28 protein-coding genes are annotated in these 26,197 nt (G+C 63.9%); 20 read left to right on the top strand and 8 right to left on the bottom strand.

Annotation, left to right across the window (positions count from 1 at the left end; genetic code table 11):
• The first annotated feature begins 186 nt into the window (after positions 1–186).
• Genes bioB through AB4Z53_RS12230 form a run of 5 tightly spaced genes read left to right on the top strand, consistent with a single transcriptional unit; the run spans position 187 to position 5,231 of the window.
• A complete protein-coding gene (gene bioB / locus AB4Z53_RS12250; protein WP_441596076.1) occupies positions 187–1,203 on the top strand; it encodes a biotin synthase BioB in 1,017 nt (338 codons plus the stop codon).
• On the top strand, positions 1,200–2,345 hold the full coding sequence (locus tag AB4Z53_RS12245; protein ID WP_441596074.1) for an 8-amino-7-oxononanoate synthase: 1,146 nt from the start codon (positions 1,200–1,202) through the stop codon (positions 2,343–2,345). Before bioB ends, AB4Z53_RS12245 begins: the two co-directional genes overlap by 4 nt.
• Positions 2,342–2,980, top strand: coding sequence for a dethiobiotin synthase (gene bioD, locus AB4Z53_RS12240; RefSeq protein WP_441596073.1), 639 nt, complete (start codon positions 2,342–2,344; stop codon positions 2,978–2,980). Before AB4Z53_RS12245 ends, bioD begins: the two co-directional genes overlap by 4 nt.
• Positions 2,977–4,245 (top strand): adenosylmethionine--8-amino-7-oxononanoate transaminase, encoded by a 1,269-nt coding sequence (locus AB4Z53_RS12235; protein WP_441596071.1) that lies wholly within the window; start codon positions 2,977–2,979, stop codon positions 4,243–4,245. Before bioD ends, AB4Z53_RS12235 begins: the two co-directional genes overlap by 4 nt.
• Positions 4,242–5,231 carry a beta-ketoacyl-ACP synthase III gene (locus tag AB4Z53_RS12230; protein WP_441596069.1) on the top strand — a complete coding sequence of 330 codons (990 nt, stop codon included), beginning with the start codon at positions 4,242–4,244 and terminating at the stop codon, positions 5,229–5,231. The genes AB4Z53_RS12235 and AB4Z53_RS12230 overlap by 4 nt, the downstream gene beginning before the upstream one ends.
• A gap of 43 nt (positions 5,232–5,274) precedes the next feature.
• Here the strand turns inward: AB4Z53_RS12230 and ubiV are convergent, their stop codons facing one another.
• Genes ubiV through ubiT form a run of 3 tightly spaced genes read right to left on the bottom strand, consistent with a single transcriptional unit; the run spans position 5,275 to position 7,713 of the window.
• Positions 5,275–6,219, bottom strand: coding sequence for a ubiquinone anaerobic biosynthesis protein UbiV (gene ubiV, locus AB4Z53_RS12225; RefSeq protein WP_441596067.1), 945 nt, complete (start codon positions 6,217–6,219; stop codon positions 5,275–5,277).
• 7 nt (positions 6,220–6,226) lie between these two features.
• Complete coding sequence (gene ubiU / locus AB4Z53_RS12220; protein WP_441596065.1) at positions 6,227–7,204, bottom strand: ubiquinone anaerobic biosynthesis protein UbiU; 978 nt, start codon at positions 7,202–7,204, stop codon at positions 6,227–6,229.
• Positions 7,195–7,713 (bottom strand): ubiquinone anaerobic biosynthesis accessory factor UbiT, encoded by a 519-nt coding sequence (ubiT, locus tag AB4Z53_RS12215; protein WP_441596063.1) that lies wholly within the window; start codon positions 7,711–7,713, stop codon positions 7,195–7,197. Before ubiT ends, ubiU begins: the two co-directional genes overlap by 10 nt.
• A 124-nt stretch (positions 7,714–7,837) precedes the next feature.
• Between ubiT and AB4Z53_RS12210 the strand changes: the two genes are divergently transcribed.
• Together AB4Z53_RS12210 and AB4Z53_RS12205 are read left to right on the top strand one after the other, a co-directional pair.
• Complete coding sequence (locus tag AB4Z53_RS12210; protein ID WP_441596061.1) at positions 7,838–9,349, top strand: UbiD family decarboxylase; 1,512 nt, start codon at positions 7,838–7,840, stop codon at positions 9,347–9,349.
• Positions 9,346–9,936, top strand: a complete 591-nt coding sequence (locus AB4Z53_RS12205; RefSeq protein WP_113538308.1) for a UbiX family flavin prenyltransferase — start codon at positions 9,346–9,348, stop codon at positions 9,934–9,936. The genes AB4Z53_RS12210 and AB4Z53_RS12205 overlap by 4 nt, the downstream gene beginning before the upstream one ends.
• Before the next feature lies 1 nt (position 9,937).
• Here the strand turns inward: AB4Z53_RS12205 and AB4Z53_RS12200 are convergent, their stop codons facing one another.
• The 3 genes from AB4Z53_RS12200 to AB4Z53_RS12190 all read right to left on the bottom strand — a co-directional run bounded on the left by AB4Z53_RS12200 (position 9,938) and on the right by AB4Z53_RS12190 (position 11,300).
• Positions 9,938–10,627, bottom strand: coding sequence for an NnrU family protein (locus AB4Z53_RS12200; protein WP_113538309.1), 690 nt, complete (start codon positions 10,625–10,627; stop codon positions 9,938–9,940).
• A gap of 10 nt (positions 10,628–10,637) precedes the next feature.
• Positions 10,638–11,066, bottom strand: a complete 429-nt coding sequence (locus AB4Z53_RS12195) for a hemerythrin domain-containing protein (RefSeq protein WP_441596058.1) — start codon at positions 11,064–11,066, stop codon at positions 10,638–10,640.
• Positions 11,067–11,144: 78 nt separating this feature from the next.
• Positions 11,145–11,300, bottom strand: coding sequence for a hypothetical protein (locus AB4Z53_RS12190; protein ID WP_089044838.1), 156 nt, complete (start codon positions 11,298–11,300; stop codon positions 11,145–11,147).
• 122 nt (positions 11,301–11,422) lie between these two features.
• On the opposite strand from AB4Z53_RS12190, the gene AB4Z53_RS12185 reads away from it, so the two are divergent.
• From AB4Z53_RS12185 to AB4Z53_RS12160, 6 genes are all read left to right on the top strand, one after another.
• Positions 11,423–11,980, top strand: a complete 558-nt coding sequence (locus AB4Z53_RS12185; protein WP_441596056.1) for a cytochrome c oxidase subunit 3 — start codon at positions 11,423–11,425, stop codon at positions 11,978–11,980.
• Positions 11,981–11,985: 5 nt separating this feature from the next.
• Positions 11,986–12,264 (top strand): cytochrome C oxidase subunit IV family protein, encoded by a 279-nt coding sequence (locus AB4Z53_RS12180; protein ID WP_441596054.1) that lies wholly within the window; start codon positions 11,986–11,988, stop codon positions 12,262–12,264.
• 158 nt (positions 12,265–12,422) lie between these two features.
• Positions 12,423–12,875 (top strand): c-type cytochrome, encoded by a 453-nt coding sequence (locus AB4Z53_RS12175; protein WP_113538313.1) that lies wholly within the window; start codon positions 12,423–12,425, stop codon positions 12,873–12,875.
• 24 nt (positions 12,876–12,899) lie between these two features.
• The gene (locus AB4Z53_RS12170; RefSeq protein ID WP_113538314.1) at positions 12,900–14,246 is read left to right on the top strand and encodes a nitric-oxide reductase large subunit; all 1,347 of its coding nucleotides are present in this window, start codon (positions 12,900–12,902) and stop codon (positions 14,244–14,246) included.
• A 66-nt stretch (positions 14,247–14,312) separates the two neighbouring features.
• A complete protein-coding gene (locus AB4Z53_RS12165) occupies positions 14,313–15,125 on the top strand; it encodes a CbbQ/NirQ/NorQ/GpvN family protein (protein ID WP_441596051.1) in 813 nt (270 codons plus the stop codon).
• Positions 15,126–15,133: 8 nt separating this feature from the next.
• Positions 15,134–17,035, top strand: coding sequence for a nitric oxide reductase activation protein NorD (locus tag AB4Z53_RS12160; RefSeq protein ID WP_441596050.1), 1,902 nt, complete (start codon positions 15,134–15,136; stop codon positions 17,033–17,035).
• Positions 17,036–17,277: 242 nt separating this feature from the next.
• Here the strand turns inward: AB4Z53_RS12160 and hemN are convergent, their stop codons facing one another.
• Positions 17,278–18,630, bottom strand: coding sequence for an oxygen-independent coproporphyrinogen III oxidase (gene hemN, locus AB4Z53_RS12155; protein WP_441596048.1), 1,353 nt, complete (start codon positions 18,628–18,630; stop codon positions 17,278–17,280).
• Between the two features lie 224 nt (positions 18,631–18,854).
• Between hemN and AB4Z53_RS12150 the strand changes: the two genes are divergently transcribed.
• The 4 genes from AB4Z53_RS12150 (at position 18,855) to AB4Z53_RS12135 (ending at position 21,480) form a co-directional block, all read left to right on the top strand.
• Positions 18,855–19,133 (top strand): DUF2249 domain-containing protein, encoded by a 279-nt coding sequence (locus AB4Z53_RS12150; RefSeq protein ID WP_441596047.1) that lies wholly within the window; start codon positions 18,855–18,857, stop codon positions 19,131–19,133.
• A gap of 143 nt (positions 19,134–19,276) precedes the next feature.
• Positions 19,277–20,656 carry a hypothetical protein gene (locus AB4Z53_RS12145; protein WP_441596045.1) on the top strand — a complete coding sequence of 460 codons (1,380 nt, stop codon included), beginning with the start codon at positions 19,277–19,279 and terminating at the stop codon, positions 20,654–20,656.
• The gene (locus AB4Z53_RS12140) at positions 20,637–21,167 is read left to right on the top strand and encodes a DUF2249 domain-containing protein (protein WP_223729883.1); all 531 of its coding nucleotides are present in this window, start codon (positions 20,637–20,639) and stop codon (positions 21,165–21,167) included. Before AB4Z53_RS12145 ends, AB4Z53_RS12140 begins: the two co-directional genes overlap by 20 nt.
• The gene (locus AB4Z53_RS12135; protein ID WP_113538321.1) at positions 21,154–21,480 is read left to right on the top strand and encodes a metal-sulfur cluster assembly factor; all 327 of its coding nucleotides are present in this window, start codon (positions 21,154–21,156) and stop codon (positions 21,478–21,480) included. The genes AB4Z53_RS12140 and AB4Z53_RS12135 overlap by 14 nt, the downstream gene beginning before the upstream one ends.
• A gap of 68 nt (positions 21,481–21,548) precedes the next feature.
• Here the strand turns inward: AB4Z53_RS12135 and AB4Z53_RS12130 are convergent, their stop codons facing one another.
• Positions 21,549–22,772, bottom strand: a complete 1,224-nt coding sequence (locus tag AB4Z53_RS12130; protein WP_441596043.1) for an NnrS family protein — start codon at positions 22,770–22,772, stop codon at positions 21,549–21,551.
• 340 nt (positions 22,773–23,112) lie between these two features.
• On the opposite strand from AB4Z53_RS12130, the gene nirK reads away from it, so the two are divergent.
• The 3 genes from nirK to AB4Z53_RS12115 all read left to right on the top strand — a co-directional run bounded on the left by nirK (position 23,113) and on the right by AB4Z53_RS12115 (position 26,196).
• The gene (nirK, locus tag AB4Z53_RS12125; protein WP_441596041.1) at positions 23,113–24,249 is read left to right on the top strand and encodes a copper-containing nitrite reductase; all 1,137 of its coding nucleotides are present in this window, start codon (positions 23,113–23,115) and stop codon (positions 24,247–24,249) included.
• Between the two features lie 101 nt (positions 24,250–24,350).
• The gene (locus AB4Z53_RS12120; protein WP_223729886.1) at positions 24,351–25,268 is read left to right on the top strand and encodes an SUMF1/EgtB/PvdO family nonheme iron enzyme; all 918 of its coding nucleotides are present in this window, start codon (positions 24,351–24,353) and stop codon (positions 25,266–25,268) included.
• 229 nt (positions 25,269–25,497) lie between these two features.
• Positions 25,498–26,196 carry a Crp/Fnr family transcriptional regulator gene (locus AB4Z53_RS12115; RefSeq protein ID WP_223729887.1) on the top strand — a complete coding sequence of 233 codons (699 nt, stop codon included), beginning with the start codon at positions 25,498–25,500 and terminating at the stop codon, positions 26,194–26,196.
• The last annotated feature ends 1 nt before the right edge of the window (position 26,197 follow it).

The raw sequence follows: 26,197 nt of genomic DNA, 5'->3' as shown, positions 1-26,197 counted from the left end.
CGAGCGGAAAACGATGCCGTTTGTTGCCTTCATGTCACCTGCTGGATTGTGATAATGCATCCTTGGATTGCTGAAATGCCCACTGGCCTACTTAAAAGTGGTTGCGGTAACCCGTCCTTGTGAAAATTATAGATAATTATGGATTCTATCTATTTTACTGGTTCGCGAACGGGGAAATGAACACACATGCTCGACGTAAACAGTTCGACCGAGTCGACTTCAGTCACCGCTAAAGCGACCGAGCCGCGTTGGATTCTGGCTGATGCAAAAAAAATCTATAATCTGCCGTTCAACGACCTCCTCTATCGCGCGCAGTCCGCCCATCGCGCCGCGTTCGACCCCAACGCCATCCAGATGAGCCGCCTGCTGTCGATCAAGACCGGCGGCTGCGCGGAAGATTGCGGCTATTGCAGCCAGTCGGCGCATTACCCGACCGGGCTCAAGGCGTCGAAATTGATGGAAGTCGAGCGGGTTCTTGCGGAAGCGAGGAAGGCGAGGGATGGCGGCGCGACACGTTACTGCATGGGCGCCGCCTGGCGCAGCCCGAAGGAGCGTGACATGGAGGCCATCGTCGCCATGATCAGCGGCGTGCGGGCACTCGGCATGGAGACCTGCATGACGCTTGGCATGCTGACCCCGGAACAGTCCGAGCGGCTCGCCGACGCCGGGCTCGATTACTACAACCACAATGTCGATACGTCGGAGCGCTTCTACGGCGAAATCATCACCACCCGCAGCTTTGCCGACCGGCTGGAGACGCTCGCCAATGTCCGCGACGCCGGCATCAAGGTCTGTGCAGGTGGCATTCTCGGCATGGGCGAGACGGCAGACGACCGGATCTCGATGCTGGTAACGCTCGCCAATCTGCCGGTGCCGCCGGAAAGCGTGCCGATCAACATGCTGATCCCGATCCCGGGCTCGAAGCTTGCCGATGCCGCACCTGTTGATCCGATCGATTTCGTTCGCACCATCGCGCTGGCGCGCATCCTGATGCCGCAGTCGCATGTCCGGCTTTCCGCTGGCCGCACCGATATGAGCGACGAGACGCAGGCGCTCTGTTTCTTTGCCGGCGCCAATTCGATCTTCGTCGGAGAGACGCTACTGACAGCCGACAATCCCGGGGAGGATCACGATGCGTCCCTGTTCCGCCGCCTCGGGCTGAAGCCGATGGCACTTGCGGCAAAAGAGGACGCGGCCGAATGACCGTGGCCCTCCTCGCGCGCCACGAGAAGACGCTTAGCGGCCTCGATCGAAAGGGGCGCCGACGCGAACTGGTCGTCGGCGGTGGTATGGATTTCACCTCCAACGACTATCTGGCGCTTGCCGGATCGCCGCGCCTGAAGGCGGCAATCGCCGCAGCGATTGAACGCGGGGTGCCGGTCGGGTCCGGCGGCTCGCGGCTGTTGCGCGGCAATCACGAGGAACATGAGGCGCTGGAGGCGGAAGCGGCGACGTTCTTCGGCGTGCCGCGCACGCTGTTCTTCGCCAGCGGCTACGCGGCCAATGCCGCCTTGTTTTCGACGCTCCCACAGCGCGACGATATCATCGTTCATGATGCCTTGATCCATGCGAGTGCTCACGAGGGTATTGCCGCAAGCAAGGCGATCACACGTGCCGTCGCGCACAACGATGTCGATGCTTTCGCCGATACGATCAGCCGGTGGCGGAAGGCGGGCGGCATGGGGCATCCGTGGATTGCCGTCGAAAGCCTCTATTCCATGGACGGCGACCGGGCGCCGCTTGCAGATCTCGCCGCGCTTGCTGAGCGGCACGATGGCTTTCTTGTGGTCGACGAGGCACATGCGACCGGCGTCTTCGGGCCGGACGGACGCGGGCTGACGGCCGACTTGGAAGGTCGGGAAAATCTCGTGGTGCTGCACACCTGCGGCAAGGCGCTCGGGGTTTCCGGCGCTCTCATCGGTGGGAGTGCGGTGCTTTGCAACTACCTTGTCAATCGTGCCCGCAACTTCATCTATTCCACCGCGCCGTCGCCGTTGATCGCGGCCGCCGTCCGCGAAGCGCTGGCGCTGCTGGCGGATGAGCCGCAGCGCCGGGAAGAGCTCGATGGCCTCAGGGCCTTCGCCAATCAGGCGCTTGCCGAAACCCTTGGCATCGAAGGCAGCGGCTCGCAGATCCTCCCCGTTATTGTCGGAGACAACGGCCGCGCTGTACGGATTGCCGCGCGGATGCGCGTCGAAGGTTTCGATATCAGGGCGATCCGTCCGCCGACCGTTCCCGAGGGGACCGCGCGGCTTCGGATCGCGATCACGTTGAATGTCGACCGGCCGATGATCATGCGCATGCTGGAGCGCTTGAAGGTGGCGATGGCGGAGGAGCGGCCATGACGCCCCGTTTCATCATAACCGGCACGGATACCGGCATCGGCAAGACCCTATTCTCTGCAGCCCTGACCGATGCGCTTTGCGGCTGCTACTGGAAGCCGGTGCAGTCGGGCCTCGACGAAGAGACCGACAGCGAGGCTGTCGCCCGGCTCGGTCGGATCCCGCCCGAGCGCATTCTGCCCGAGGCCTATAGGCTCAGAACGCCGGCATCGCCACACCTCTCGGCGCGTATCGACGGTGTGTCGATCGCGCCTGAAAGCCTCTTGCCGCCGGCGGTGAACAGACCGCTGGTCATCGAAGGCGCAGGCGGGCTCCTGGTGCCGCTCACCGAGAAAACGGTCTTTGCCGATCTGTTCGCACGCTGGCAAATCCCGGTGATCCTGTGCGCCCGCACCGGGCTCGGCACGATCAATCACACGCTGCTGTCGCTCGAGGCGCTGCGCCGCCGTGTGATCCCGGTCCTTGGTGTCGCCTTCGTTGGCGACGAGCAGGCGGATAGCGAGGCGATCATCGCTGCATTGGGCGCCGTGCGCCGGCTCGGGCGGCTGCCGCGGCTCGATCCGTTGACGCCGGATCGCCTGCGGCAAGCCTTTCGCGACAATTTCGACATCGACGATTTTAAGCAGGTGCCGGCATGAGAACGTCCGCAGTCTGGTACCCCTTCACCCAGCATGCGCTGGAGCCGACGATGCGCCGCGTCGTCCGGACCGAGGGTGCCTATCTCCTCGACGAGGACGGCGCGTCGGTCCTCGATGCGATCTCGTCCTGGTGGGTCGTCACCCACGGTCACCGCCATCCGGCGATCATGGAAGCGATCCGCCAGGCCACGGAAACCCACGACCAGGTCATCTTCGCGGAATACACCCACGCCCCGGCGGAAGAACTGGCAAGCGGGCTGATCGAGATCGCGCCCAAAGGGCTTGCCCATGTGTTCTATTCCGACAGCGGCTCGACGGCGGTCGAAGTCGCGTTGAAGATGGCGCTCGGCTTCTTCCACAATCTCGGCCGGCCGCGAAACCGCATCTGCGTGCTCGAACATGGCTATCACGGCGACACGATCGGTACGATGTCGACAGGTGAACGAGGCGTCTTCAACGCGCCTTACGCGCCGCTGCTTTTTGCCGTCGATCGGCTGCCGTTTCCGGAGGCAGGCCGGGAGCAGGCGACGCTCGATGCCTTTGAGGCGGCCTGCAGCTCCGGCGAAGTGGCTGCCCTGTTGATCGAACCTCTGCTTCTCGGCGCCGGCGGCATGAAGACCTACCCGGCGTCGGTGCTTTCCGAACTGAAACGGATCGCCGAGCGGCACGGCAGCCTGCTGATCGCCGACGAAGTGATGACCGGATGGGGACGGACCGGCAGTCTGTTTGCCTGCGAACAGATCGGGATCACGCCGGATATCCTCTGCACGTCAAAGGGGCTGACCGGTGGTGCGCTGCCGCTGGCGGCGACGCTTTCAACGGCCGAAATCTTCGAGGCCCATCTCTCGAGCGATCGGCGCAAGACGTTCTTCCATTCGAGTTCCTACACGGCCAACCCGATCGCCTGCGCTGCGGCGCTCGCCAATCTCATCGTCTGGAAGGAGGAGCCAGTGCGGGAACGTATCGATACTTTGAGCGAACGGCAGCGTCGGCATGTCGCGCGGTTTGCCGACGACCCCCGCTTCAACGACGTCCGCAAGCTCGGAACGATTGCCGCGCTGGACCTCAAGGTTCCGGCAGGCGGCTATCTCTCTGAGGTCGGTCCAGGGCTCAGGGCGTTCTTCCGCGAGCGCCGATTGCTGATCCGCCCGCTCGGCAATGTCATCTATCTGATGCCGCCCTATTGCGTCACCGAAGCCGAACTCGCGCAGGCCTATGGCGCAATCGACGAGGCGGCATCGCTTTTCGCGGCGGGGCGACTGTGAGCGCTGCCAGGTCATCCCGCCTTGTTGGGTTCGGCCATGCGGTTCCGGAGCGGCGTGTCGCAAACGCCGAGATTGAAACGAAACTCGGTCTCGAACCCGGCTGGATCGAACGTCGCACCGGCATTCGCGAGCGGCGCTGGGTAGAGGACGGCGAGACGCTGACGGGCTTGGCATCGATCGCCGGGGCTGCAGCGCTCGACAATGCAGGCGTTTCGCGGGGCGATATCGCCCTGACCTTGCTCGCGACCTCGACGCCCGATCATCTCCTGCCGCCCTCCGCACCCTTGCTTGCTCACCGTCTCGGGCTCACCCGTTCCGGTGCGATTGATCTGGCCGGTGCGTGTTCGGGCTTTCTCTATGCCCTGGCGCTCGCCGACGGCTTCGTGCGGGCACAGGGAAAGCCGGTCCTGGTGGTGGCGGCCAACATCCTCAGCCGGCGGATCAATCCAGCGGAAAGGGCAAGCGCCGTGCTCTTTGCCGATGCGGCAGGTGCGGTCGTCGTGGCCCCGTCCGCTGATTCGCAGACCGGCCTCCTTGGCGTCGATCTCGCGGCGGACGGCAGCCGCTACGACCTGATCTCCATCGCCGCCGGCGGTAGCAGCCTGCCGTTCTCTGCGGACCTGCGGCCGCAGGATTTCCTGATGACGATGCGCGACGGGCGGGAGATGTTCACCCGGGCGGTGGAGATGATGGCGCAATGTGCCAGCCGCGCTCTGGATGCCGCGGGCAGCAAACCCCAAGCGGTCAGCCGCTTCGTGCCGCATCAGGCGAACGCCCGGATATTTGACGCAGTCTGCGATCGCCTTGCCATCGCGCCGGCAAGAACCGTGCGCACCATCGCGGATTACGGCAACTCATCCGCCGCGACGATCCCGCTGTCGCTATCGCTGGCGCATGAAAAGCGCCCGTTCGCTCCGGGCGAGAAAGTGCTGCTGACGGCAGCGGGCGCCGGCCTCACCGGAGGCGCAGTGCTGCTCGGCTTCTAGTCCGGTGGGAGATGCGGTCCGCATACGCTTTCCGCATCCTGCCCTAAGCAGCCGGGACACCGTCACGTGCCGAGACCTTGACCCAGGCGGCTCCGGTCTGGCCGTGGTGGAAGCCGTTGGAAAACGGTACGTCGGGATAGGTGGAGGCGAGCCGGGCAAGGCTTTCGCTGGTGGAGCACCGGCCAGTGATCGCATCGTCGTATATTTGTGCGACCGCGACCATGTCGCAGTCCTGCGGCGATAGCCGGATGCGCGATACGCCGGCTGCAGCCAGTTCCGGTAGCTCCTGCATCAGCGACTGGCAGGTGTGTGACATGGTCTGCACGCCGTTCAGCGACAGGAAGGGCTGCCGGTCGAGTGTCTCGACGGTCAGGCCATCCGTATCCTCACCGCAGATGAACTGGCAATTGTCCTTGATCAGCCCCTTGGAACGGGCATGGGCGCAGCGCGCCGAGATCGCCAACGGCACGCGACCGAAAGCGAAAACCTCGAAGGCAACGCCGGGGTTCTCGGCAAGGATGCCGCGCACCGATGCCATCGGCAGTTCCGGCGGCAGACAGATGCTGATTGCGCCCCTCGAAGCCAGGAGCCGGGCGGTCGCGCCGTTATAGACGTTGACCAGCGGCCCGATCGAATGCGGCCTGCCGGCAAGCAGATGCAGCGCGGATAGGTCATTGGCCTCGATCGGATGGGTGCTGTCACGCACCAGCCCGCGCACCAACTGGCTTTCGCGTTCCAGCGTCACCAGCGCGAGCGAGGCGAGGCTCACTTGTTTGCCGGCATTCTCCAGCCGTTCGATGACCTCGCCGACATAGGGTTCGATGAAATGCAGCCGCTTCGAGCACACCGCCTCGCCGATCGTGACGTGAGCGATCGGCGCTTCGTTGGCGATGCGGAAATAGAAGTCGCGCCATTTGGGGCCATCCCAGAGATAGTAGACCGGGCCGAGGCTTAAGGCGGGGTTGGTGAGGTTCGTAGATGTGGTCATGGGCCGATTACCTCCAGCGCTTTTCATAGGCGCCTGTTGTCGTCTTCTGGCCTTCGCTGAGCGCCTTCAGCCGCGACACCAAGGCAGGCCGCTCGGCGGCGCCGGCGGTCAGTGCCCGCCGCATGACCGAGACGACCTCGGCGACATAGGCCTTGCCGCGCTGCCGGCCCTCGATCTTCAACGCGCTGACGCCGGCGCTGCGTAGGGCATCGATATGGTCCATGACGTCGAGCGAAACCGGATCTTCGAAGGCATAGCCGCGCTCCTCGGCAATGTCGAAACGGCCCTTGCAGAGCGTCGGATAGCCGGCCGCTTCGCCCGCCGGGAAGCGGTTGATGGTGTAATCGCCGAGCTCGGACACCAGCTCGCGTCCGTCCTGGCGATAGCGTACATGGCTCGCGGGCGAGCAGACACCGTTCATGTTGGGCGACTTGCCGGTGGCGTAGGAAGAGAGCGAACAACGCCCCTCGGCCATGACGCAGAGGCCGCCGAAGGCAAAGACTTCGATCTCGCAATCGATCTGCCTGGCAAGGCGGGCGATGTCGGCGATCGTCAGCGTGCGCGGCAGCACAACGCGTTTTGCCGCGAAGGCCTCGACGAGGAAGCGCACGGCATCGGCGTTCGAGGCCGAGGCTTGCACGGAGACATGCAGCCGCTGCTGGGGATGGCGTTCGACCGTATAGGCCATCAGGCCGAAATCGGCGAGGATGACGGCATCGGCACCAAGCGCCACGGCGTCATCCACCGCCTGATGCCAGAGCGTCTCCTGGCCGGCGCGCATGAACGTATTGATCGCGACGAAGGTCATCACCCTGCGCTGTTTGGCATAGGCGATGGCCGTTCGGAGTTCGTCTCGGGAGAAGTTTAGGCCGGGAAAATTGCGGGCGTTCGTCTCGTCGCGAAAGCCGCAATAGACCGCGTCGGCGCCGGCATCGACGGCTTCGCGGAAGGCGGCAGGCGTGCCGGCGGGGCAGATCAGTTCCATTGGGGGGCCTCCTCCTTGAGAACACGGCCAAGCGCGCGCTCGCGGATCTGTTCTCCCGCGCGGCGCACGAGCGGCGCCAGAGGCCCGGCCATGTCGGCGAGATCGCTTGGAAGGTCGATCTCGCAGTCGTCGAGGGCGTTGCGCAGCGCCAGCATCGCCTCCATGTCGCCGCTGACGGCAAGATCGCGCGAGAAGAAGACGGCGTCGCCGTCGATGCGGCCCTCGAGTAGCGCCAGAAGCAGCACGAGTTCGCCTTCCATGCAGGCATCGGAAACCGGCGCGCGCTCCTTGCGATGCACGGAGATGCGCGGCACGGCCGGTTCGACAAGAAAGCCGATCGGCAGGTCCGACGGCAGGAAGGCGTAGCGCTTGGCTGCGTGATCCGCGAGACGGTCGAAGAGGCCGGGATGGGTCTCGATCACGCGGGCAAAGACGCGTTGCACCACGCTTTCGATGGCGATGATGGGAACGAAGTTGAGGGGTGCGGTGATCGCGAGGGGAAGTGTCATGACGGCCTGTGGGACTACCTCTGCAGGGAGAATCGGACGATGCGCCGCATGCTAGTCGCCCGGGGCGGCCGGTTATTTGCGCCACGTCAAAGACAAGGGCCATTCGCCGCCACAAACAGGCTCCATGAACAGGACCTTCCGCCCGTCCCAGGGCTTTGCAACGCTTCAGGATTTTGTCGACACGCTCGAGCGCGAAGGCGATCTGACGCGCATTTCGCGGCCGGTTTCGCTGGTGCATGAGGTGACCGAAATCCACCGCCGCGTGCTTGCCGCTGACGGGCCGGCACTTCTCTTCGAGCGGCCGATCGATGCGACGGGCGCTGCACAGCCGATCCCGCTTCTGACCAATCTCTTCGGGTCGGAACGCCGGATCGAGCGTGGTTTCGGCCTGGCGCCGGGTGGGCTCGATGCGCTTGCGGGCGACCTTGCGGAACTGCGCGATCCGAGAGCGCCGCAGTCGCTGCGTGACGCCTGGGACCGGCTGCCTCTGCTCCGATCGGCGATGTATATGCGGCCACGAAAGGTAACGCGTGCGCTGTGTCAGGAGGTCGTCTGGCGCGATCACGAAATCGACCTCGGGCGCCTGCCGGTTCAATGGTGCTGGCCGGGCGAGCCGGCGCCGCTCATCACCTGGCCACTGGTGATCACGCGCGCGCCGGATGGTCCGCTCGATGTCAACGTCGGGATCTATCGCATGCAGGTGCTGGGGTCTGATCGCGCCATCGTGCGCTGGCTCGCGCACCGCGGCGGCGCCCGTCACCATCGCTTGTGGCAACGCCTGGGGCAGGACATGCCGATCGCGGTCGTCGTCGGAGCCGACCCGGCGACGATCCTTTCTGCGGTCATGCCGCTGCCCGATGGCTTGAGCGAACTGAATTTCGCAGGGCTGCTTCGGCGCGGCAGGACGCAACTCGTGAAGGCGAAGACCGTGCCGCTTTCGGTGCCGGCCAATGCGGAGATCGTGCTGGAGGGGACGGTCTCAGCGAGCGAGACCGCGGAGGAGGGCCCCTATGGCGATCACACCGGCTATTTTAATTCGGTGGAGCCGTTCCCGGTCATGCGTCTGTCGGCGATCACCATGCGTCGGACTCCGCTCTATCTTTCCACCTATACCGGCCGGCCGCCGGACGAGCCTTCGCGGCTCGGAGAGGCGATGAACAGGCTGTTCGTGCCGCTGGTTCGCAAGCAGTTTCCCGAGATATCCGACCTCTATCTGCCTCCCGAAGCCTGCTCCTACAGGGCCATGGTCGTTTCGATCGACAAGCGTTATCCCGGGCAGGCCAAGCGCGTGATGATGGGGCTTTGGTCTGTCCTGCCGCAGTTCAGCTACACCAAGCTGATCATCGCCGTCGATCCGGATATCAACGTGCGCAACTGGTCCGACGTTATGTGGGCGCTTGCCACCCGCTTCGATGCCAGCCGCGACGTGACCGTGATCGAGGGGACGCCAATCGACTATCTCGACTTCGCGTCGCCGCGCTCCGGCCTCGGCGGCAAGCTCGGGCTCGACGCCACCAACAAGATCGGCGCCGAGACCGACCGCGAATGGGGGCGTGTTCTGGAGATGTCGCCCGAGGTCATTGGTCAGGTCGATGCGATCTGGGCCGGTCTCGGGCTTGGAGGGCTGACGCGATGAACCGGTTGAAGATCGTCCTCGGCGTCACCGGCGCTTCAGGCGCTGCGATTGCCGTTCGCATCGCCGAGCGGCTCAGCGAAATCGAAAGCGTCGAGCTGCATCTCGTCCTATCGCCGGCGGCGCACCGCACGCTTGCGCATGAGGTTGGCGCAGAGGCACTTCCCTCCCTGTTGCGTAAGGCTACGCGAACCTATGACCACGCCGATATCGGCGCGGCGATTGCGAGCGGGTCGTTTTCAACGGCCGGCATGATCGTGGCGCCGTGCTCCATGCGCACACTTGCTGCGATCTCTGCCGGCATGGCCGATAACCTCGTGGTCCGTGCAGCGGACGTGCATCTGAAGGAGCGGCGCAGGCTGGTGCTGATGGCACGCGAGACGCCGCTGCATCTCGGTCACCTGCGCAATATGTGCGCCGTCACGGAAATGGGGGCGATTATCATGCCGCCGGTGCCGGCCTTCTATCATCGGCCTGAAACCGTCGAGGCCATCGTCGACCATCTGGCGGCCAGGGCGATTGACCTGCTGGCGCTGCCGATCACCCCGCTGGCGAGGGCCTGGCAGGGTGAGGACCAAAAATCATCGTGATCTAGAAGGCGGTTGCCTGAAGCAGCGGATCGGCGCCGAACAGGACCTCGTGACCGCCAAGCAGCAGCCAGACGGCAATCGCGACGGTGGCAAAGGCGGCGATGATCATCACGGGATCGGCGCGCAAACGGGTTTCGCCCCGGATGATCGCTGCGAAAGGCCAGACTGACGTGCCCTTCGAGGTCGCTTGCCAGCCGTCACCCAGACGTCGGCGGGCACGCTTTTCAAGCATGAAGAAACCACCGACGGAAAACAGCGCGAAACCGCCGAAAAGCACCAGCGCGCGCAGGTCGCCATTGGGCACGATGTGACCGGCGGCCCAGAGCAGGAAGCCCCAGAGCACCGGGTGGCGGGTGATCGTCACGATGGCGCCCGGCCGTTCGTTTCCCTGATAGATGGATATCGACAGCGCGTTCTCGCTGAAGAGGCCGGCCAGCACGAGAAAGATGCCGAGTGGCGCCAGAACGAAGGTCACCCAGGCCTGCCAGGCCGCCGGTTCCCAGAGTGGGATGAAATCGAGCTGAAGGGCCGCGTGAAAGACGAAACCGAGAGCGAGCACGGACAGAAGCGAATAGACCGCGAAATAGGTCGAGCGGCCGAGGCGGTTAATCAGGCCCTGGCGTAGCGCCGGCCAGGCCGGCACCAGATGAAGCAGCAGGAAGACGGCGAAGGCGAGGAGAAAATAGGTCATATCGGTTGTCTCACGCATGGCGCCAGAGAAGCAGGCGCTCTGTTGCCACATGGCGGCGAACCGTTTCGAAGAAGCCTCGCAACATGTAACCGATCGCATCCCAGCTGAGCGATGCCCTGTTGTCGTGAACCGCCTTCAGCACACGCACCAGTTCGACGGCTGCCCGATCGTCCTGGTCATGCTCGGCGCGCAGCCGTGCGATCAAGGCGTCGCGGCCGTCGTCCGCCCGCTGAATTTCGACCGCTGGAAACAGGATCATCTCCTCCAGCGCGTGGACGCGCCTGAGCTTTTCCGGCAGCTCCGTCATGATCACGCGGCAGCTCGTCAGGTCGATGCGGCGCGGGATGGAATCGGCAAGCGTCTCGAGGCGATCACACAGGGACAAAAGCTCGCGATAAGCCTGCCCCAGCTCGTGATGTTCTGAAAATTGCTGCTGCATCGATCTGCTCCGTTGAGTGTTGGTTCGAACTACACCCGACGGCAATGATCCTCTTTGACATTTCTCAAAGTTTGCAGATCAGCGATCGAGAAAGAGAACGATGGCGATAGCAACGGAGGAGAGGATCGCCGACAGCGTCGCGCCGCGCTGAAGCACGCCCATGCGATAGAGCACGAGGGCGAAGACGATGATGATGGGGGTAGCGACGGAAAGGCCGATCTGTGCGTCTGTCATCGGAAGGCTCCTTTGTTGTCAGCCAATAGCCCCGCCCCCTGCCGGCTTCTTTGCTCAATCGCAAAGACAGGGTGTGCGCCCGCGCCTAGCTCGAACGATGTTTTTTGAACGGAGGCGCTGACATGGATGCCCGCAGTCATCCGATTGCCGCAACGGCGGAAGAGGACACGACGGACGCCTTGCTGCTCTGGGTGCTCGTCTGGAGCGAACTTGCCGCCTTCGGCATTCTGCTTGTCGGCTTCCTGATTGTGGGCCTTCTCCAGCCGGACGCGTTTGCCGCCGCCCGCTCGCATCTCGATCCTCTGCTTGCCGGTATCAACACGCTTGTTCTTTTGACAAGCGGCTGGCAGGCGGCCTTGGCGACGAGGCCGAGGGCATCGCTTAAGCAGCGCAGGCGGGCGCTGGTGAATGCGGCGCTTTTCGGCTTCGCCTTCGCGGCGATCAAGGTGTTCGAATATAGCGCCGAGGCTGGCGTTGCCGGCGATCCTCAGTTCGGCTCCTTCTTCGAGCTCTATTTTCTCGTCACCGGTTTCCATCTGCTGCACGTCGTCTTCGGTGCCTTCGTGCTCATCATCGTTGCCTGGCGACCGAAACCCGGCAATGTCGAGCTGATCACCACGCTCTGGCACGTGATCGATCTGGTCTGGATCGTGATGTTCCCGCTCGTCTATCTCGTGTGAGTGCCATGACCGATCGCAATCCCAGACAATTGTTCAATACCTGGCTGCTGCTTGCCGGAGCCGTGATTTCGGGCATAGCGCTGATGGCGATCGCCGGGCCTGCCACCCTCGTCATCGCCGTGTTGCTCGGGCTCGCCATCGTCAAAAGCCGGTTCGTCGCGCTCGATTTCATGGGGCTCCGGCAGGCGCCGTCGGCCCTTCGTCTTGGACTTTTGATCTGGCCAGCAGCGCTCGTCCTCGTTGCCGCAGCGAAGCTGGTCCTGAGCACCGCTCTCTTCAGCTGAGACGACCCGCGGACTTGTTTGCCGAAACGCAAAGAAGCCGCCGCCGATTTCCCTAGACATGGGTTCGCCCCGATTGTTGCCGGCTGCGCCGCACGGGGAGGGGATCAGATCAGCCGGCCGCACTCTCAGCGGCCAACTGAAATCGAAAGGACCACGTGATGGCAGAACGCCTCACCAAAACCGGGGCCCGTAACGTCTTTTACGGCGGGTCCTTCTTTTTCTTCGCAATCTTTGTCGGGCTGACCGCCCACAGCCACTACTACATGCGAACGACCTCGACGGACGAAACGACGCTGACCGATGCGGTCGCACGCGGCAAACACGTCTGGGAAAAGAACTCCTGTATCAACTGCCACACGTTGCTCGGCGAGGGCGCCTATTTCGCGCCCGAGCTCGGCAATGTCTGGAAGCGCTTCGGCGGCGAGGCCGATCCGGACGGCGCCCGCGAAACGCTTAAAGCCTGGATGGCCGCCCAGCCGACCGGCATCGAGGGACGGCGGCAGATGCCGCAGTTCAACCTGACCGAACAGGAACTCAACGACCTCGCCGACTTCCTCGAATGGACGAGCCGCATCAAGACCCAGAACTGGCCGCCGAACGAGGCAGGTTAAGCGAACCGATTGGAGTGTGACACCATGAAATACCAAACCCAAAAGGTCGCGATGCTCTACTTCTACGGAGCGCTCGGCCTGTTCCTCGCCCAGGTGCTGTTCGGCGTGCTTGCCGGCACCATTTACGTCCTGCCCAATACGCTCTCCGAGCTGCTACCCTTCAACATCGTGCGCATGGTCCACACCAACGCGCTGATCGTCTGGCTGCTCATGGGCTTCATGGGTGCTACCTACTACCTGCTGCCGGAAGAGGCCGAAACCGAACTCTACAGCACGAAGATCGCCGTCGCGCAGTTCTGGATCTTCCTGATCGCCGCGGCCGTCGCCGTCGTCGGCTATCTCCTGCATATCCACGAGGGGCGCGAATTCCTCGAGCAGCCCTTCGCGATTAAGGTGGGCATCGTCATCGTCGCGCTGATGTTCCTCTACAACATCACGCTGACGGTGCTGAAAGGCCGCAAGACGACCGTCACCAACATCCTGATCTTCGGGCTCTGGGGTGTGGCCATCTTCTTCCTCTTCGCCTTCTACAATCCGATCAACCTGGCGCTCGACAAGATGTACTGGTGGTACGTCGTCCATCTCTGGGTCGAAGGCGTCTGGGAACTGATCATGGCATCGGTGCTCGCCTTCCTGATGATCAAGCTCAACGGCATCGACCGTGAGGTCGTCGAAAAGTGGCTCTATGTCATCGTCGGCCTGGCGCTCTTCTCCGGTATCCTCGGCACGGGCCACCACTACTACTGGATCGGCGCACCGGGTTACTGGCAGTGGATCGGTTCGCTGTTCTCGACGCTGGAAGTGGCACCCTTCTTCACCATGGTGGTCTTCACCTTCGTGATGACCTGGAAGGCCGGCCGTAAGCATCCGAACCGCGCAGCTCTCCTCTGGTCGATCGGCTGCTCGGTCATGGCATTCTTCGGTGCCGGCGTCTGGGGCTTCCTGCACACGTTGTCTTCGGTGAACTACTACACCCATGGCACCCAGGTGACCGCGGCCCACGGACACCTCGCCTTCTTCGGCGCCTATGTGATGCTGAACCTCGCGGTCATGGCCTACGCCATTCCGGAAATCCGCGGCCGTGCGCCCTATAACCAGTGGCTGTCGATGGTGAGCTTCTGGATCATGTGCACCGCCATGTCGGTCATGACCTTCGCTCTCACCTTCGCCGGTGTCCTTCAGGCGCATCTGCAGCGCGTGCTCGGCGAAAGCTACATGGACGTCCAGGACCAGCTGGCGCTGTTCTACTGGATCCGCCTCGGCTCGGGTGCCGTCGTCCTGATTTCGGCGCTGATGTTCATCTGGGCAGTTCTGATGCCCGGCCGCGAGCGCAGCGAGAAGCTCGCCGGCGTCGTCCAGCCCGCCGAATGACCGATCAGCCGGCGCGGTTCGCCGCGCCGGCATCTCCCGAAGAATTCCCAGCATGGAGAACTTGCCATGAGCCCTGTCCAATCTGCCGTCAGTCGCGCGGCGCTCGATATCCCCGCCTATAGTCCCTCCGGCAATGAATCCGCGCTGTTCGAAAGCGCCTGGGTGCGGCAGCTGCCGCTCCTCTTGAAGGGACCGACGGGATGCGGCAAGACCCGCTTCGTCAGCCACATGGCGGCGAAGCTCGGCCTGCCGCTTTCGACCGTTTCCTGCCATGACGATCTGGCCGCCGCCGACCTCACCGGACGCTATCTTCTCAAGGGCGGCGACACCGTCTGGGTCGACGGCCCGCTGACCCGGGCCGTGCGCAACGGTGGCGTCTGCTATCTCGACGAGATCGTCGAAGCCCGCAAGGACGTGGCCGTCGTCCTGCATCCGCTGACCGACGACCGCCGAATGCTGCCGCTCGAGCGCACCGGCGAACTGCTCGAAGCACCGTCGAGTTTCATGCTGATCGTTTCCTACAATCCCGGCTACCAGAACCTGCTGAAGAGCCTGAAGCCCAGCACAAGGCAGCGCTTCGTGGCGATCGAGTTCGATTTCCTGCCGCGGAACGAGGAGATATCGGTCGTTTCGCAAGAGAGCGGACTGCTGGAGAGCCAGGTGGCGCCGCTCGTCAACCTCGCGCACCGCCTGCGCGCTCTGAAAGGGCATGACCTCGAAGAAGGCGTGTCGACCCGGCTGCTCGTCTACTGCGCCTCGCTGATTGATGCCGGCATGCCGGTCAAGGATGCAGTGCGGGCCGCGATGATCGAGCCGCTCACCGATGAACCGGACGTGCGTGCCGCACTTCTCGAAGTGGCCGGTTCGCTGATCGCGTGAGGTGAACCATGCTTGATTTCCTCGAGCTCGAAGAAACCGTCGGACGGGCCTGGCATCGTTTCGTCGGCAACACCAGAACCTGGCGGCGGTATCCGGAAGAGGCGGTGAAGCTCGCCGACATGCTGCCGGTACTCGGCGTCTCCTTTCGCGGACATGGCGGCGAGGCGGCGGTGCAGATCGTGCCCGCCCGCGGGCGCACGTCGACCCATCGCTTGCGGTGGCGGCAGCGCATGGGGCTTGGCGAAGAGAAGCTCGTTCAGCCGGCGCGCGACCACGCGTCGCTGATGCTGCCGGGTGAGATCGACATCTTTCCGTCGAAAGACCTGAACCGGGACCTCTATCACTGGCTCGTCGCCTATATGGCGACGATGCCGGTCGATCCCGTCAGCGAAACCGATCCACTCCGCCGCGATCTGGCATTGGTATCGCGTGCGCAGGAAACGGTCGACGAAGTCTTCCAGCGGTTCCCCGGGCTCCGGCGGCGCTATCGGCGTCTGGCCGAGGCGGTCCTTGCCGAGCGGCAGAGGGCTGGGCTGCCGTCGATCGAGCAGCATGTCGAAAACCGCATCCTGCGCCTGTTGCGCAAGGCCACGGGCCAGGCGGATACGACGCTGCCGGTGATCTTTCCGCATCGCGCGCCACCCGGTTACCTGCCGATGCTGCCGATGCCGCTCTGGCCGGACACGCTGCTGCGCACCGAAACCATGACCACGCGCGACGAAGATGTTGCCGCGGCGCCGGGCACGCAGAGTGCGGGCGCCGAGGTCGAGCGCCATGTGGCGGTGCGCGAAAATCCGGAGAACCGCAAGGGCGAACGCAGCCCCTTCATTCTCAATCGCTTCGAGAAGATCCTGGCGATGGCCGAGATGGTCAATGTCGACCGGCCCGGCGACGACAGCGACGACCACGACAGCAAGGCTGCCGAGGAACTCGACGACATGACGCTCGGCGAGCGCAAGGGACGGCCCTCGGCACGCTTCCGCTTCGATCTCGATCTGCCGCCTGAAGCCGTCGACCCGACGCCGCTGACGGCCGAACTGACCTATCCCGAATGGAACTACCGGACCGGCCAGTACCTCAAGGACCATTGCCGCGTGCTGGCCATGCCGGCTTCCGCCCAGGAAGAGCGGACGGAACTTACCGAGGAAAGCAGGAGCCTTATCCGCCGGGTGCGGCGCCAGTTCGAAGTGCTGCGCCCGCGGCACGAGATGCTACGTGCGCAACTCGACGGCGCCGATCTCGATCTCGACGCGGTCGTGCGTGCCCGCACCGATCTCGCCGCCGGTGGCCAGGGCAGCGACCGCATTCATCTGATGAGCCGGCCGCAGGTGCACGATCTGGCGGTGACGATCCTCGTCGACGTTTCGCTGTCGACCGATTCCTGGTCCGACAACCGGCGGGTGCTCGACGTGGAAAAAGAGGCCCTGCTCATCCTTGCGCACGGGCTCTCGGCCTGCGGCGACAACCACTCGATCCTGACCTTCACCTCAAGGCGGCGCGACTGGGTGCGGGTCGAAACCGTGAAGGCCTTCAATGAGGCGATGGGGCCGCTGGTCGAAGCGCGCATCGCAGCGCTGAAGCCCGGCTATTACACTCGCATCGGCGCCGCGATCCGGCACGCCTCGGCCGAGCTTCGTCGGCAGCCGAACCGCAAGAAGCTGTTGCTGGTGCTGACCGATGGCAAGCCCAACGATATCGACCACTACGAGGGGCGTTTCGCGCTTGAAGACAGCCGCCGCGCGGTCACGGAGGCGCGGCGCAGCGGCATCAACACCTTCGCTGTCACCGTGGACCGGGAGGCGAAGTCCTACGTGCCCGCCATGTTCGGCCAGAACGGCTATGCCGTGATCGGCAACATCTCGCGGCTGCCGGCGGCGCTGCCGGCGATCTACCGCAATCTGGTTGGGTAAGGCGGTCGGCCAGTCGAAAGAGAAGCAAGAGGCCCGGTAACCGCCGGGCCTCTTAGATTCAGCGGAAGGCGTTTGCCAGCCGCAAGTCCGCCGCTTCGCGGCTATTTTCGTGGGAGGGAGGCTGGGTTTGGATGCTCGGCTCAAGCCCGAGCACGACGGAAGAAGCGGGGCGGCGCTTTGCCGGCGTGATTACGGCGGCTGAAGGCTCGGCAATAGCCAAGCCTTCCCGGCGATCAGCGCCTTCAAGCCGCCTTGCTGTGAACCCTCTGGGACTCATCGATATAGGCGTCGAAGGCCGCCGCCACCGCGCGTATGACGAAGCGGTGTTCGGGGCGGACGGTGATGACGCCATCGGCGATGTCGATCACGCCGTCCTTTCGTAGCTCGGTCAGCTTGCCGTTGCCTTCGACCAGCGATTGCCAGTCGCGGCCATAAGCTGCGGCGATTGCGGAAATATCCGCGCTGAAATCGCACATCAGCCGTTCGATGATCGCGGCCCGCAGACGGTCCTCGTCGGTCAGTCGGTAGCCCTTGGTGGTTGCGAGGCGACCGGAGGCGATGCGGCTTGCATAGACACCGGGCGGCACCTCGTTTTGCACATAACCGTCGCGCGAACGGCCGATCGCCGAGGCACCGAAACCGATCAGGGTCTCGCAGGTGTCGGTCGTGTAGCCCTGGAAATTGCGGCGGAGCTGTCCATTCGCCTGGGCCGTCACCAGATCGTCGTCAGGCAAGGCAAAATGGTCGAGGCCGATCTGCCGGTAGCCGGCTTTGACCAGCGCCTCGCTGATCGCCATCGCCTGTTCGGCGCGCGCGGCACTGTCGGGGAGCGCCGTCTCGTCGATCATGCGCTGGTGCTTCTTGAAGCTCGGCACATGGGCGTAACCGAAAACCGCGAACCGTTCCGGCCGCATCGAAACGGCCGCTTCGACCGTCTCGACGCAGGAGCGCACCGTCTGATGCGGTAGGCCGTAGATCAGGTCGAAATTGATCCCGCCGATGCCGGCGCCGCGCAGGTGGTCGACGGCTTCGGCCGTCTGCTTCTCGCTCTGGATGCGGTTGATCGCCTTCTGCACGACGGGATCGAAGCTCTGTACGCCGAGGCTCGCGCGTCGGACGCCGCCTTCGCCGAGTGCCTCGGCCATGGTGAGCGTCAGCCGGCGCGGATCGATCTCGACGGCGACATTGGCCGATGGTGACAGCGCGAAGCGCTCGCGCATCAACGCCATCAACGCCAGGAATTCACGCGGCTCGATGATTGTCGGCGTGCCGCCGCCAAAGTGTACCTCCGCGACCGGAAGCGGCCGGCCAATGGTATCGGCGACCATGCGGATCTCGTCTCGGAGTACATCGAGATAGTCGAGGATCGGATCGTCCTTCTTGGTGATCGTCGTGTGGCAACCGCAGTACCAGCACATGGAACGACAGAAGGGGATGTGCAGGTAGAGCGACACGTCCTGCCCCTCGGGGATCGCCTTCAGCCAGTCACCGTAGGTGTGATCGTCGACATCAGCGGCAAAGCGCGGTGCGGTTGGGTAACTCGTGTAGCGCGGCAGGCGCATTTCACCGTATTTCAGGAGCGCGGAAGCTTGCATTTCGTCCTCATCTGGATGGCGATGGATGCAGCTTTTCTAGGCCGTGCGGGGCGGCACCTCTTTGCGAAAAGTCAAGGACGGGCATGGTCTCGGCCAAAGCGGGATTTGTTTGCGCTTCGACAAAATGTCGCGGCTGCGTGGTCGCTAGGTTGCGGAAATCCGGGGCGTGTGCGCCGGCGTTTCCCGGACCATCATCAAACGACGGCGCTCAGAAGCGGATGACCATGACCATTGCAGAGACCGACATGCCCTTCATCGATGTGCGGACGATTCCGCCGGTAGAACGCCATCCGAAAATCTTCGGCATGTTGAACGCGCTTGCCGAGGGCGGCGCCTTCATCATCATCAACGACCACGATCCGCGCCCGCTGCACTACCAGCTGGAAACCCGCTATCCGGGCGAATTCACCTGGGAATACCTCGAGCAGGGACCGGATGTCTGGCGTGTCGAAATCGGCCGGCGGCAATCCTCCGGCTGCGATTGCTGCTGCGGCGGGCACTGAGCCCTCGATGCGCCTCAAGAGCGGGATGAGGAAAGGCATTCGCCGTTTTCCGCTCACATCCCGCTCTCACTCATGAGAACCGATCACGTCCATGGCCTTGGCCGACCCGGCCAAATCCATCGTGATCCAGGGGATGAACCGCCATGTTCGCAGCCTCGCTTTCCCGCTGGACGATGTCCTACTTCGCGGCCGCGCTGATCTTCCTCGTCCTTGGCGAGATCATGATGGTTTTCGGCTACGGCCACCCGGTCTCAGCCCTTGAGGCGCCCGAAACGCTGGCGCTCGTCCATGTCGTCGTGCTGGGCTGGCTGAGCCTGCTGATGACCGGCGCGCTGCTGCAGTTCGTGCCCGTTCTCGTCGGCCAGGCATTATCCTTCCCGAGCATCGCGCTGCCGGCGCTCCTGTTCCTCATCACAGGCATCGCCAGCCTGACGCTCGGCTTCGTCAGCCTTTCCGGCGCGATCGATCTTCCGATAATGCTGCTTCCTCTGGGAGCTGCTTTTTCGATCGTCGGCTTTTCGGTGCTGGGTTTTGCCTTCGCAGCCACGCTCTGGCATGCGCGCCCGCTGCCACTACCGGCCCGGTTCGTCGCGGTTGGTCTTGCGGCACTCTTCGGCACGATGCTGCTCGGCGGCACCTATGCCGGCGTACTCTCGGGCTTGATCGATGCGGAAGGCGCGATCGACCTGACGATCGACGGGCTGTCGCTTCATGCTTCCCTTGGCCTTTGCGGCTGGCTGAGCTTCACCACCATGGGTGTCAGCTACCGGCTTTTGACCATGTTCATGCTGTCGCCGGACAAGGAGCGAACAAGCAGCCGCGTGGTGTTCGTGCTTGGCGCCCTTTGCCTCGGTCTTCTGGCGGTGGTGGTGCTCCTCATACTCGTGGGCACTTTCGGCCGTGCGCCGCTTCTCGTCCTTGCCGTCGCTTCCGGCGCCGCCGTGGTGGCGATCTATGCCGGCGATATTCTGCGCATCTATCGGGAGCGCCGGCGCAAGGCGATCGAGCTCAATAGCCGCGCCAGCATCGGCGCCTTCGTGTCGCTGATCGCTGCGACTGTGCTCTTCGTCGCGCTGCTTGCGGCAGGCCGTCTCGACACCGGTTCCGGCGCTGCCATCTATCTCGTTACGTTCGGCTGGCTGACCGGCATGGGTCTCGCCCAGCTTTACAAGATCGTGCCGTTCATGACCTGGCTCGAATGCTACGGGCCGGCGCTTGGGCGCATGCCGACCCCCAGGGTCCAGGATCTCGTTACCGAAGCCTCAGCCCTTCGCTGGTTTTGGCTCTATTATCTGACGGTCGCGCTCGGTACTCTGGCGTTGCTGACTGGCAGTGCCATCCTTTTTCGTTTTGCGAGTTTCGGCCAATTGATTGCCGTCAATGCGCTCATCCTCGAGTTCGTGCGAACACGGCGACTGATCAACGTTCCGGCCGAACTTCGATTGCCTGACGGACTCGTTCGACCAGGCCTGTTTCTGCCACCCATTCCTCACGGAGGTTCCCATGAGCCAAGATCCCTATGAACTCGACGTCCGGCCGCTGTTGCGCGGTGGCAGTGATCCGTTCCAGGCCATCATGAACGCTGTCGACAGCTTGGCGCCGGGCCAGGCGCTGAAGCTGATCGCGACCTTCCGGCCCGTTCCGCTCTACAGCGTGATGGCCGGACGCGGCTTCAGCCATCAGGACCGCCCGCTCGACAACGGCGACTGGGAGGTTCTGTTCACGCCAGAAGGAGAGGTTGACGAGATCCGCCTTTCGGCCGGCGAAACGGATCTGGACACCTGGCCCGACCCGAGCCGCCAGCTCGACCTGACGGAGCTCGATCCGCCCGAGCCGATGGTGCGCATTCTGGCGACAGCCGAGAAGATGGCGGAGGGCGAAGTGCTGTTCGCCTTGCTCGCGCGCGAACCGCTGTTCCTTTACCCGGAGCTCGCAAAGCGCGGGCACAAATGGGCCGGCAATTTCGATGCGACCGGCGAGACCTACCGGATCCTCATTCGCATCGGCGGGAGGCGTTCCCATGTCGGAGCTTGAAACCCTGGACCTCGAGGCGAGGATCCGCGATGCGCTGCGCATCATCATCGACCCGGAAATGGGCAAGAACGTCGTCGATCTCGGCCTGATCTACGACATCGACGTTCAGGAGGGCGGCATCGCCCGGGTCACCATGACGACGACGATCAAAGGCTGCCCGGCGACGGCCTTCCTTAAGGAAGCGGTGCAGAACTGCGTCTGGTATGTACCGGGCGTCGAATACGCAGAAGTGCGCCTGACTTATGAGCCGCCCTGGACGCCCGAGATGATGGCCGACAGCGCGGTCGAATTCGCGCACGGCAGCATCTTCTGAGACTGGTGTTGTTTAAAAAAAAGGCGCCGCATCAGCGGCGCCTTTTGCATTGGGGATCGAACGTGCGGTCAGGCTGAGGCGCGGGGCGAGCGGCGATCGCACACGAGCATCGGTCCGTATTCGAGCGTGAACAGCGCGAAGGCGGCGATCCACAACACGCCCGACAGCGCGATCAGGTGGTGGAAGTGCACGGGCAGTAGGTCTGCCAGCGGCCGAACCAGCGCCGCGGCCATGATCGCAACGTAGGAGGCGCTGGTGATTGCCGATCCCACCAACGGTCGTCCGGTGTGGCCGCGACTGGCACGGGTCATGACGGCGAGCATCATCGATGCGATCACGCCGACGGTCAGCACGTGCATGACCGGGTATTCGCCCAAGAGCTCGATCGCACCGGCTGATATCGCCAGGAAGCCGAGCGGCACGAAGGCGTAGGCCGCGTGCAGCACGAAGAGCAGCTTCTCCGGCCAGGTCGCCAAGCCGCGCCAGCGGAACAGCCGCACCGTGTGGAAGGCGCAGGCGGTAAGCGCGATCGCCCCCGTGACGATGTGATCCGGTGCGAAGGTCCAGGCGGCAAGGGCCGCGACACCGATCAGGATCGCTGCCGTGTCGAAGCGGTTATAGGGCACGGGGAAATTGGTGCGCCCCACCTTGTTCAGCCAGTTGCGCGTGAAACTCGGCACGATGCGTCCACCGACGATCATGATCAGCATGGTGTAGGCGGCGATCGCCAGCCGCGCTGCTGCATCCTCGTCGAGGTCCCGGAGCACCGAAAGGTGGAACCAGATATTGGCTGCAGACAGGAGCACCAGCCCGCCGATGACTTTCAGGTCCTTCCATTTCCGGCCGACGATCACCTCGCGCGCGCAGATCAGCAGGAGCACCGGCAGGAACAGCGCTTCGATGCCGGCAGCGACAGGCAGGCCGATGACGCCGCTCGACAGCAGCGCGAGCCGGCCGACAACCCAGAGCCCGAAGAGCGCGGCGAGCGGACCGCCGGAGACCGGCAGTCTTCCCGTCCAGTTCGGGATCGCCGTCAAAAGGAAGCCGCCGAGCACGGCGGATGAGAAGCCGAACAACATCTCATGCGCGTGCCAATGGGCGGCGCCGTAGTCGCCGGCAACGTCCAGGCCGAGAGTAAGCGCAGAGATCCACAGCACCATGGCGGCGATCGCCCAGAGCGCGGCGCCGAAAAAGAACGGCCGGAAGCCATAGGAAAAGAGCACCGGGCCGGTGGTCGAGAGCCCGCGCGGAATACCGCCGCTCGGTTTCGGTCTTATCAATCTGTCCAACATTATCGTGGTCCTCGTCGTGCGTGCTTGCGGACTTGCGGATGAGGCTTGATCTATCAATGGCTTCGCAGGGGCTCTTTGCGAAAACGCAAGTATCGCTGCCCCGCTCCGCCACGTGTGTTCATGTGGCGTGAAAGAAAAGCGATCTCGTCGAAACGATTTGTTCCAAGACAAAGACGCGATTCGTCTGTGGTTCTACTTCTCTTGTGACTGCTGGGGGACCGGTGGTCGAGACCGGAGGTGAGGCCGCCTGCGTCGGCGCCGCCCACTCTAACTCGTTGAATACAGGCGCGTTTCGCAGAAGGCCAATCCCGGCCGCTGGAGCGCGTCGAAGGAGAGCAAGATGACTGAACAACTTCAGATAACCCGCCGGACGATGCTTGCCGGCGCTGCCCTGGCGGGCGCGGTTGCGCCGCTTCTCCATACCGCTTCGGCACAGGCGGCCGGCGCCGCTACGGCGGCAGGCGCTACCCCTGTCGACATCTCGACCCTGCCGCGCGTGAAGGTCGATCTCGTCAAGCCGCCTTTCGTCCACGCCCATGAACAGGTCGCCAAGACTGGACCGCGCGTCGTCGAATTCACCATGACGATCGAGGAAAAGAAGCTGGTGATCGACCGTGAGGGCACCGAGATCCACGCAATGACCTTCAACGGTTCGGTTCCTGGTCCGCTGATGGTCGTGCATGAGAACGACTATGTCGAACTTCGGCTGATCAACCCGGAGACCAACACGCTGCTGCACAACATCGACTTCCACGCCGCAACCGGCGCGCTGGGCGGTGGTGCGCTGACCCAGGTGAACCCGGGCGAGGAAACCACGCTTCGCTTCAAGGCCACCAAGCCGGGCGTCTTCGTCTACCATTGCGCGCCGGAAGGCATGGTGCCGTGGCACGTCACCTCGGGCATGAACGGCGCTATCATGGTGCTGCCGCGTGAAGGCCTGAAGGACGAGAAGGGTCAGCCGCTGACCTACGACAAGATTTACTATGTCGGCGAGCAGGACTTCTACGTGCCGAAGGACGAGGCCGGGAACTACAAGAAGTACGAAACCCCCGGCGATGCCTATGAGGATGCTGTCAAGGCGATGCGTACGCTGACCCCGACCCACATCGTCTTCAACGGCGCAGTCGGCGCGCTGACCGGCGACAATGCCTTGACCGCGGCGGTGGGCGAGCGCGTGCTGGTCGTCCATTCGCAGGCCAACCGCGATACGCGGCCGCACCTGATCGGCGGGCACGGTGACTATGTCTGGGCGACCGGCAAGTTCCGCAACCCGCCGGACCTCGACCAGGAAACCTGGCTCATCCCAGGCGGTACCGCTGGCGCTGCCTTCTACACCTTCCGCCAGCCGGGTGTTTACGCCTACGTGAACCACAATCTGATCGAGGCGTTCGAACTGGGTGCAGCCGGTCACTTCAAGGTCACCGGCGAATGGAACGACGATCTGATGACATCGGTCGTCAAGCCGGCATCGATGTAGGCGGCTGATGCAAGGTGATCGTGGGGCCGCGATCTCGGCGGCCCCACACGCGACCAAAGGCACGCGCCCGTCGGCGCGTGCCGTTCCCCCGGAGACCTCCCATGCCCAGCAACAAGAAATCTGCGGTTTCGCTCCTCTCGCTCGCAGCCCCGGCCGTTCTCTTGGCCGCAATCGGTGGCGTGCTTTCGGCAAAGGTGGGGCTGTTTGACGATCTCAAGGATGGCGTCGACCTATCGATCCGGCCGCCGGTGACTGTCACGATCGCGCCGCGTGAAATGAGCTATCGGGCTGAGGGACACTTCCTGAAGAACGGCTTTGCCGTCGATGCGCCGATCGTCGTCGCGGCGCTCAAGGAACCGCTTGAGATCATGAAGTATCAGGTGACGCGCGAGGACTTCGAGCGCTGCGTCGCCGACGGCGCCTGCCAGCAGCCGGAGGGCGGTCATGGCGCCGGCCTGTCGGGTGTGCCGATGACCGGGGTCAACTATACCGACGCGACCGACTACGCGGCGTGGCTGACCAAGAAGACCGGCGAAGTCTGGCGTCTTCCGACCGACCAGCAATGGGCCTTTGCCGCCGGGTCCAAATTCCCCGACGATGCGCTGGGGATCGATGGCACCAAGGATAATCCGGCGCTGCGCTGGCTGGCGGACTATGAGCGCGAGGCAAGCCGGCAGCGGGCGAAGAACCCGATGCCGCAGCCCTCGGGCGCTTTTGGCGAAAACGAGTATGGGATTGCGGACCTCGATGGCAATGTCTGGGAATGGACCGAGACCTGCCATCGCCGCGTCACCATCGCTGACGACGGCAAGGTGCTGAAGGAGCAGCCGGCCTGCGGCATCTTTGTCGTCAATGGCAAGCATCGGGCGTCGATGAGCTTCTTCATCCGCGATCCGAAAAGCGGCGGCTGCGCCGTCGGTGTGCCGCCGGATAATCTCGGCTTCCGGCTCGTGAGAGACGGCCGCTGGTATTCGGGCTTCCTCTACGCCTTCGAGCGCCGGCTGCAGGGCGCAGGGTGACATCGCATGGCCGGTGGAGCGCGGGGCCTCTCGCGTCTTGGCCAGCACAGGACTTCGTAATGCTATCTGCCCCCGGATCGTCACCGATCTGGGGGCAAAGGCACATGGTAAATCGAGATGCTGCGGCGACCTTTGTGCGTCTCACGGGACGTGCGGCACCCTGGTCCTTTTGCCGGGTCCTGGGCTGTGCTAGAGCAGGGCAACTCAAACGGCAGGATGTAGGGCCAAAGTGGCTGCACTCGATCGCACTCTCGTCAAATCGCTCCCTCTGTTCCAGAAAATGAGCGACCCGGAACTGGATTCGCTGCTGACGCGCGCCACGGTGCGGCGCGTTCCGCAGAACGAAGCCGTCTTCGAACAGGGAGCGACGGCCGATTTCTTCTTTCTGCTGCTGCACGGCCGTCTGAAAGTGACCCAGGTCACCAAGGATGGGCAACAGATCATCGTACGGGTCGTCAATCCCGGCGACCTTTTCGGCTTTGCCCGGGCACTGCAGCGCCACGACTATCCGGGTACGGCGACGGCGGCGACCGAGAGCCTGGTGCTTGCCTGGCCGACGGAACTCTGGAACGTCTTCGTCGAGAAGAACCCCCACCTCGCCGTCAACGCCATGCACACGATCGGACAGCGCCTCGACGAGGCACATACCCGCATCCGTGAAATGTCGACGGAGGAAGTCGAGCGCCGCGTCGCGCATACCGTGCTGCGGCTCGCCGAACAGGCCGGCAAGCCCGATGGCGGCGGCATCCGTATCGATTTCCCGATCTCGCGCCAGGATATCGCGGAAATGACGGGGACGACGCTGCACACGGTTTCGCGCATTCTCAGCGCCTGGGAAGGGCAGGGCCTTGTCTTGGGTGGACGCCAGAAGCTGACCCTCAAGGACATTCCGGGTCTGCGTCGCCTGGCAGAACGCGTCGGCGGCTAGC

It is taken from the genome of Ensifer sp. 2TAB8, assembly GCF_052115125.1.
Classification (GTDB): Bacteria; Pseudomonadota; Alphaproteobacteria; order Rhizobiales; family Rhizobiaceae; genus Ensifer.
Note: the sequence above shows the minus strand (reverse complement) of the source record. Positions and strands in the feature narration are given on the sequence as shown.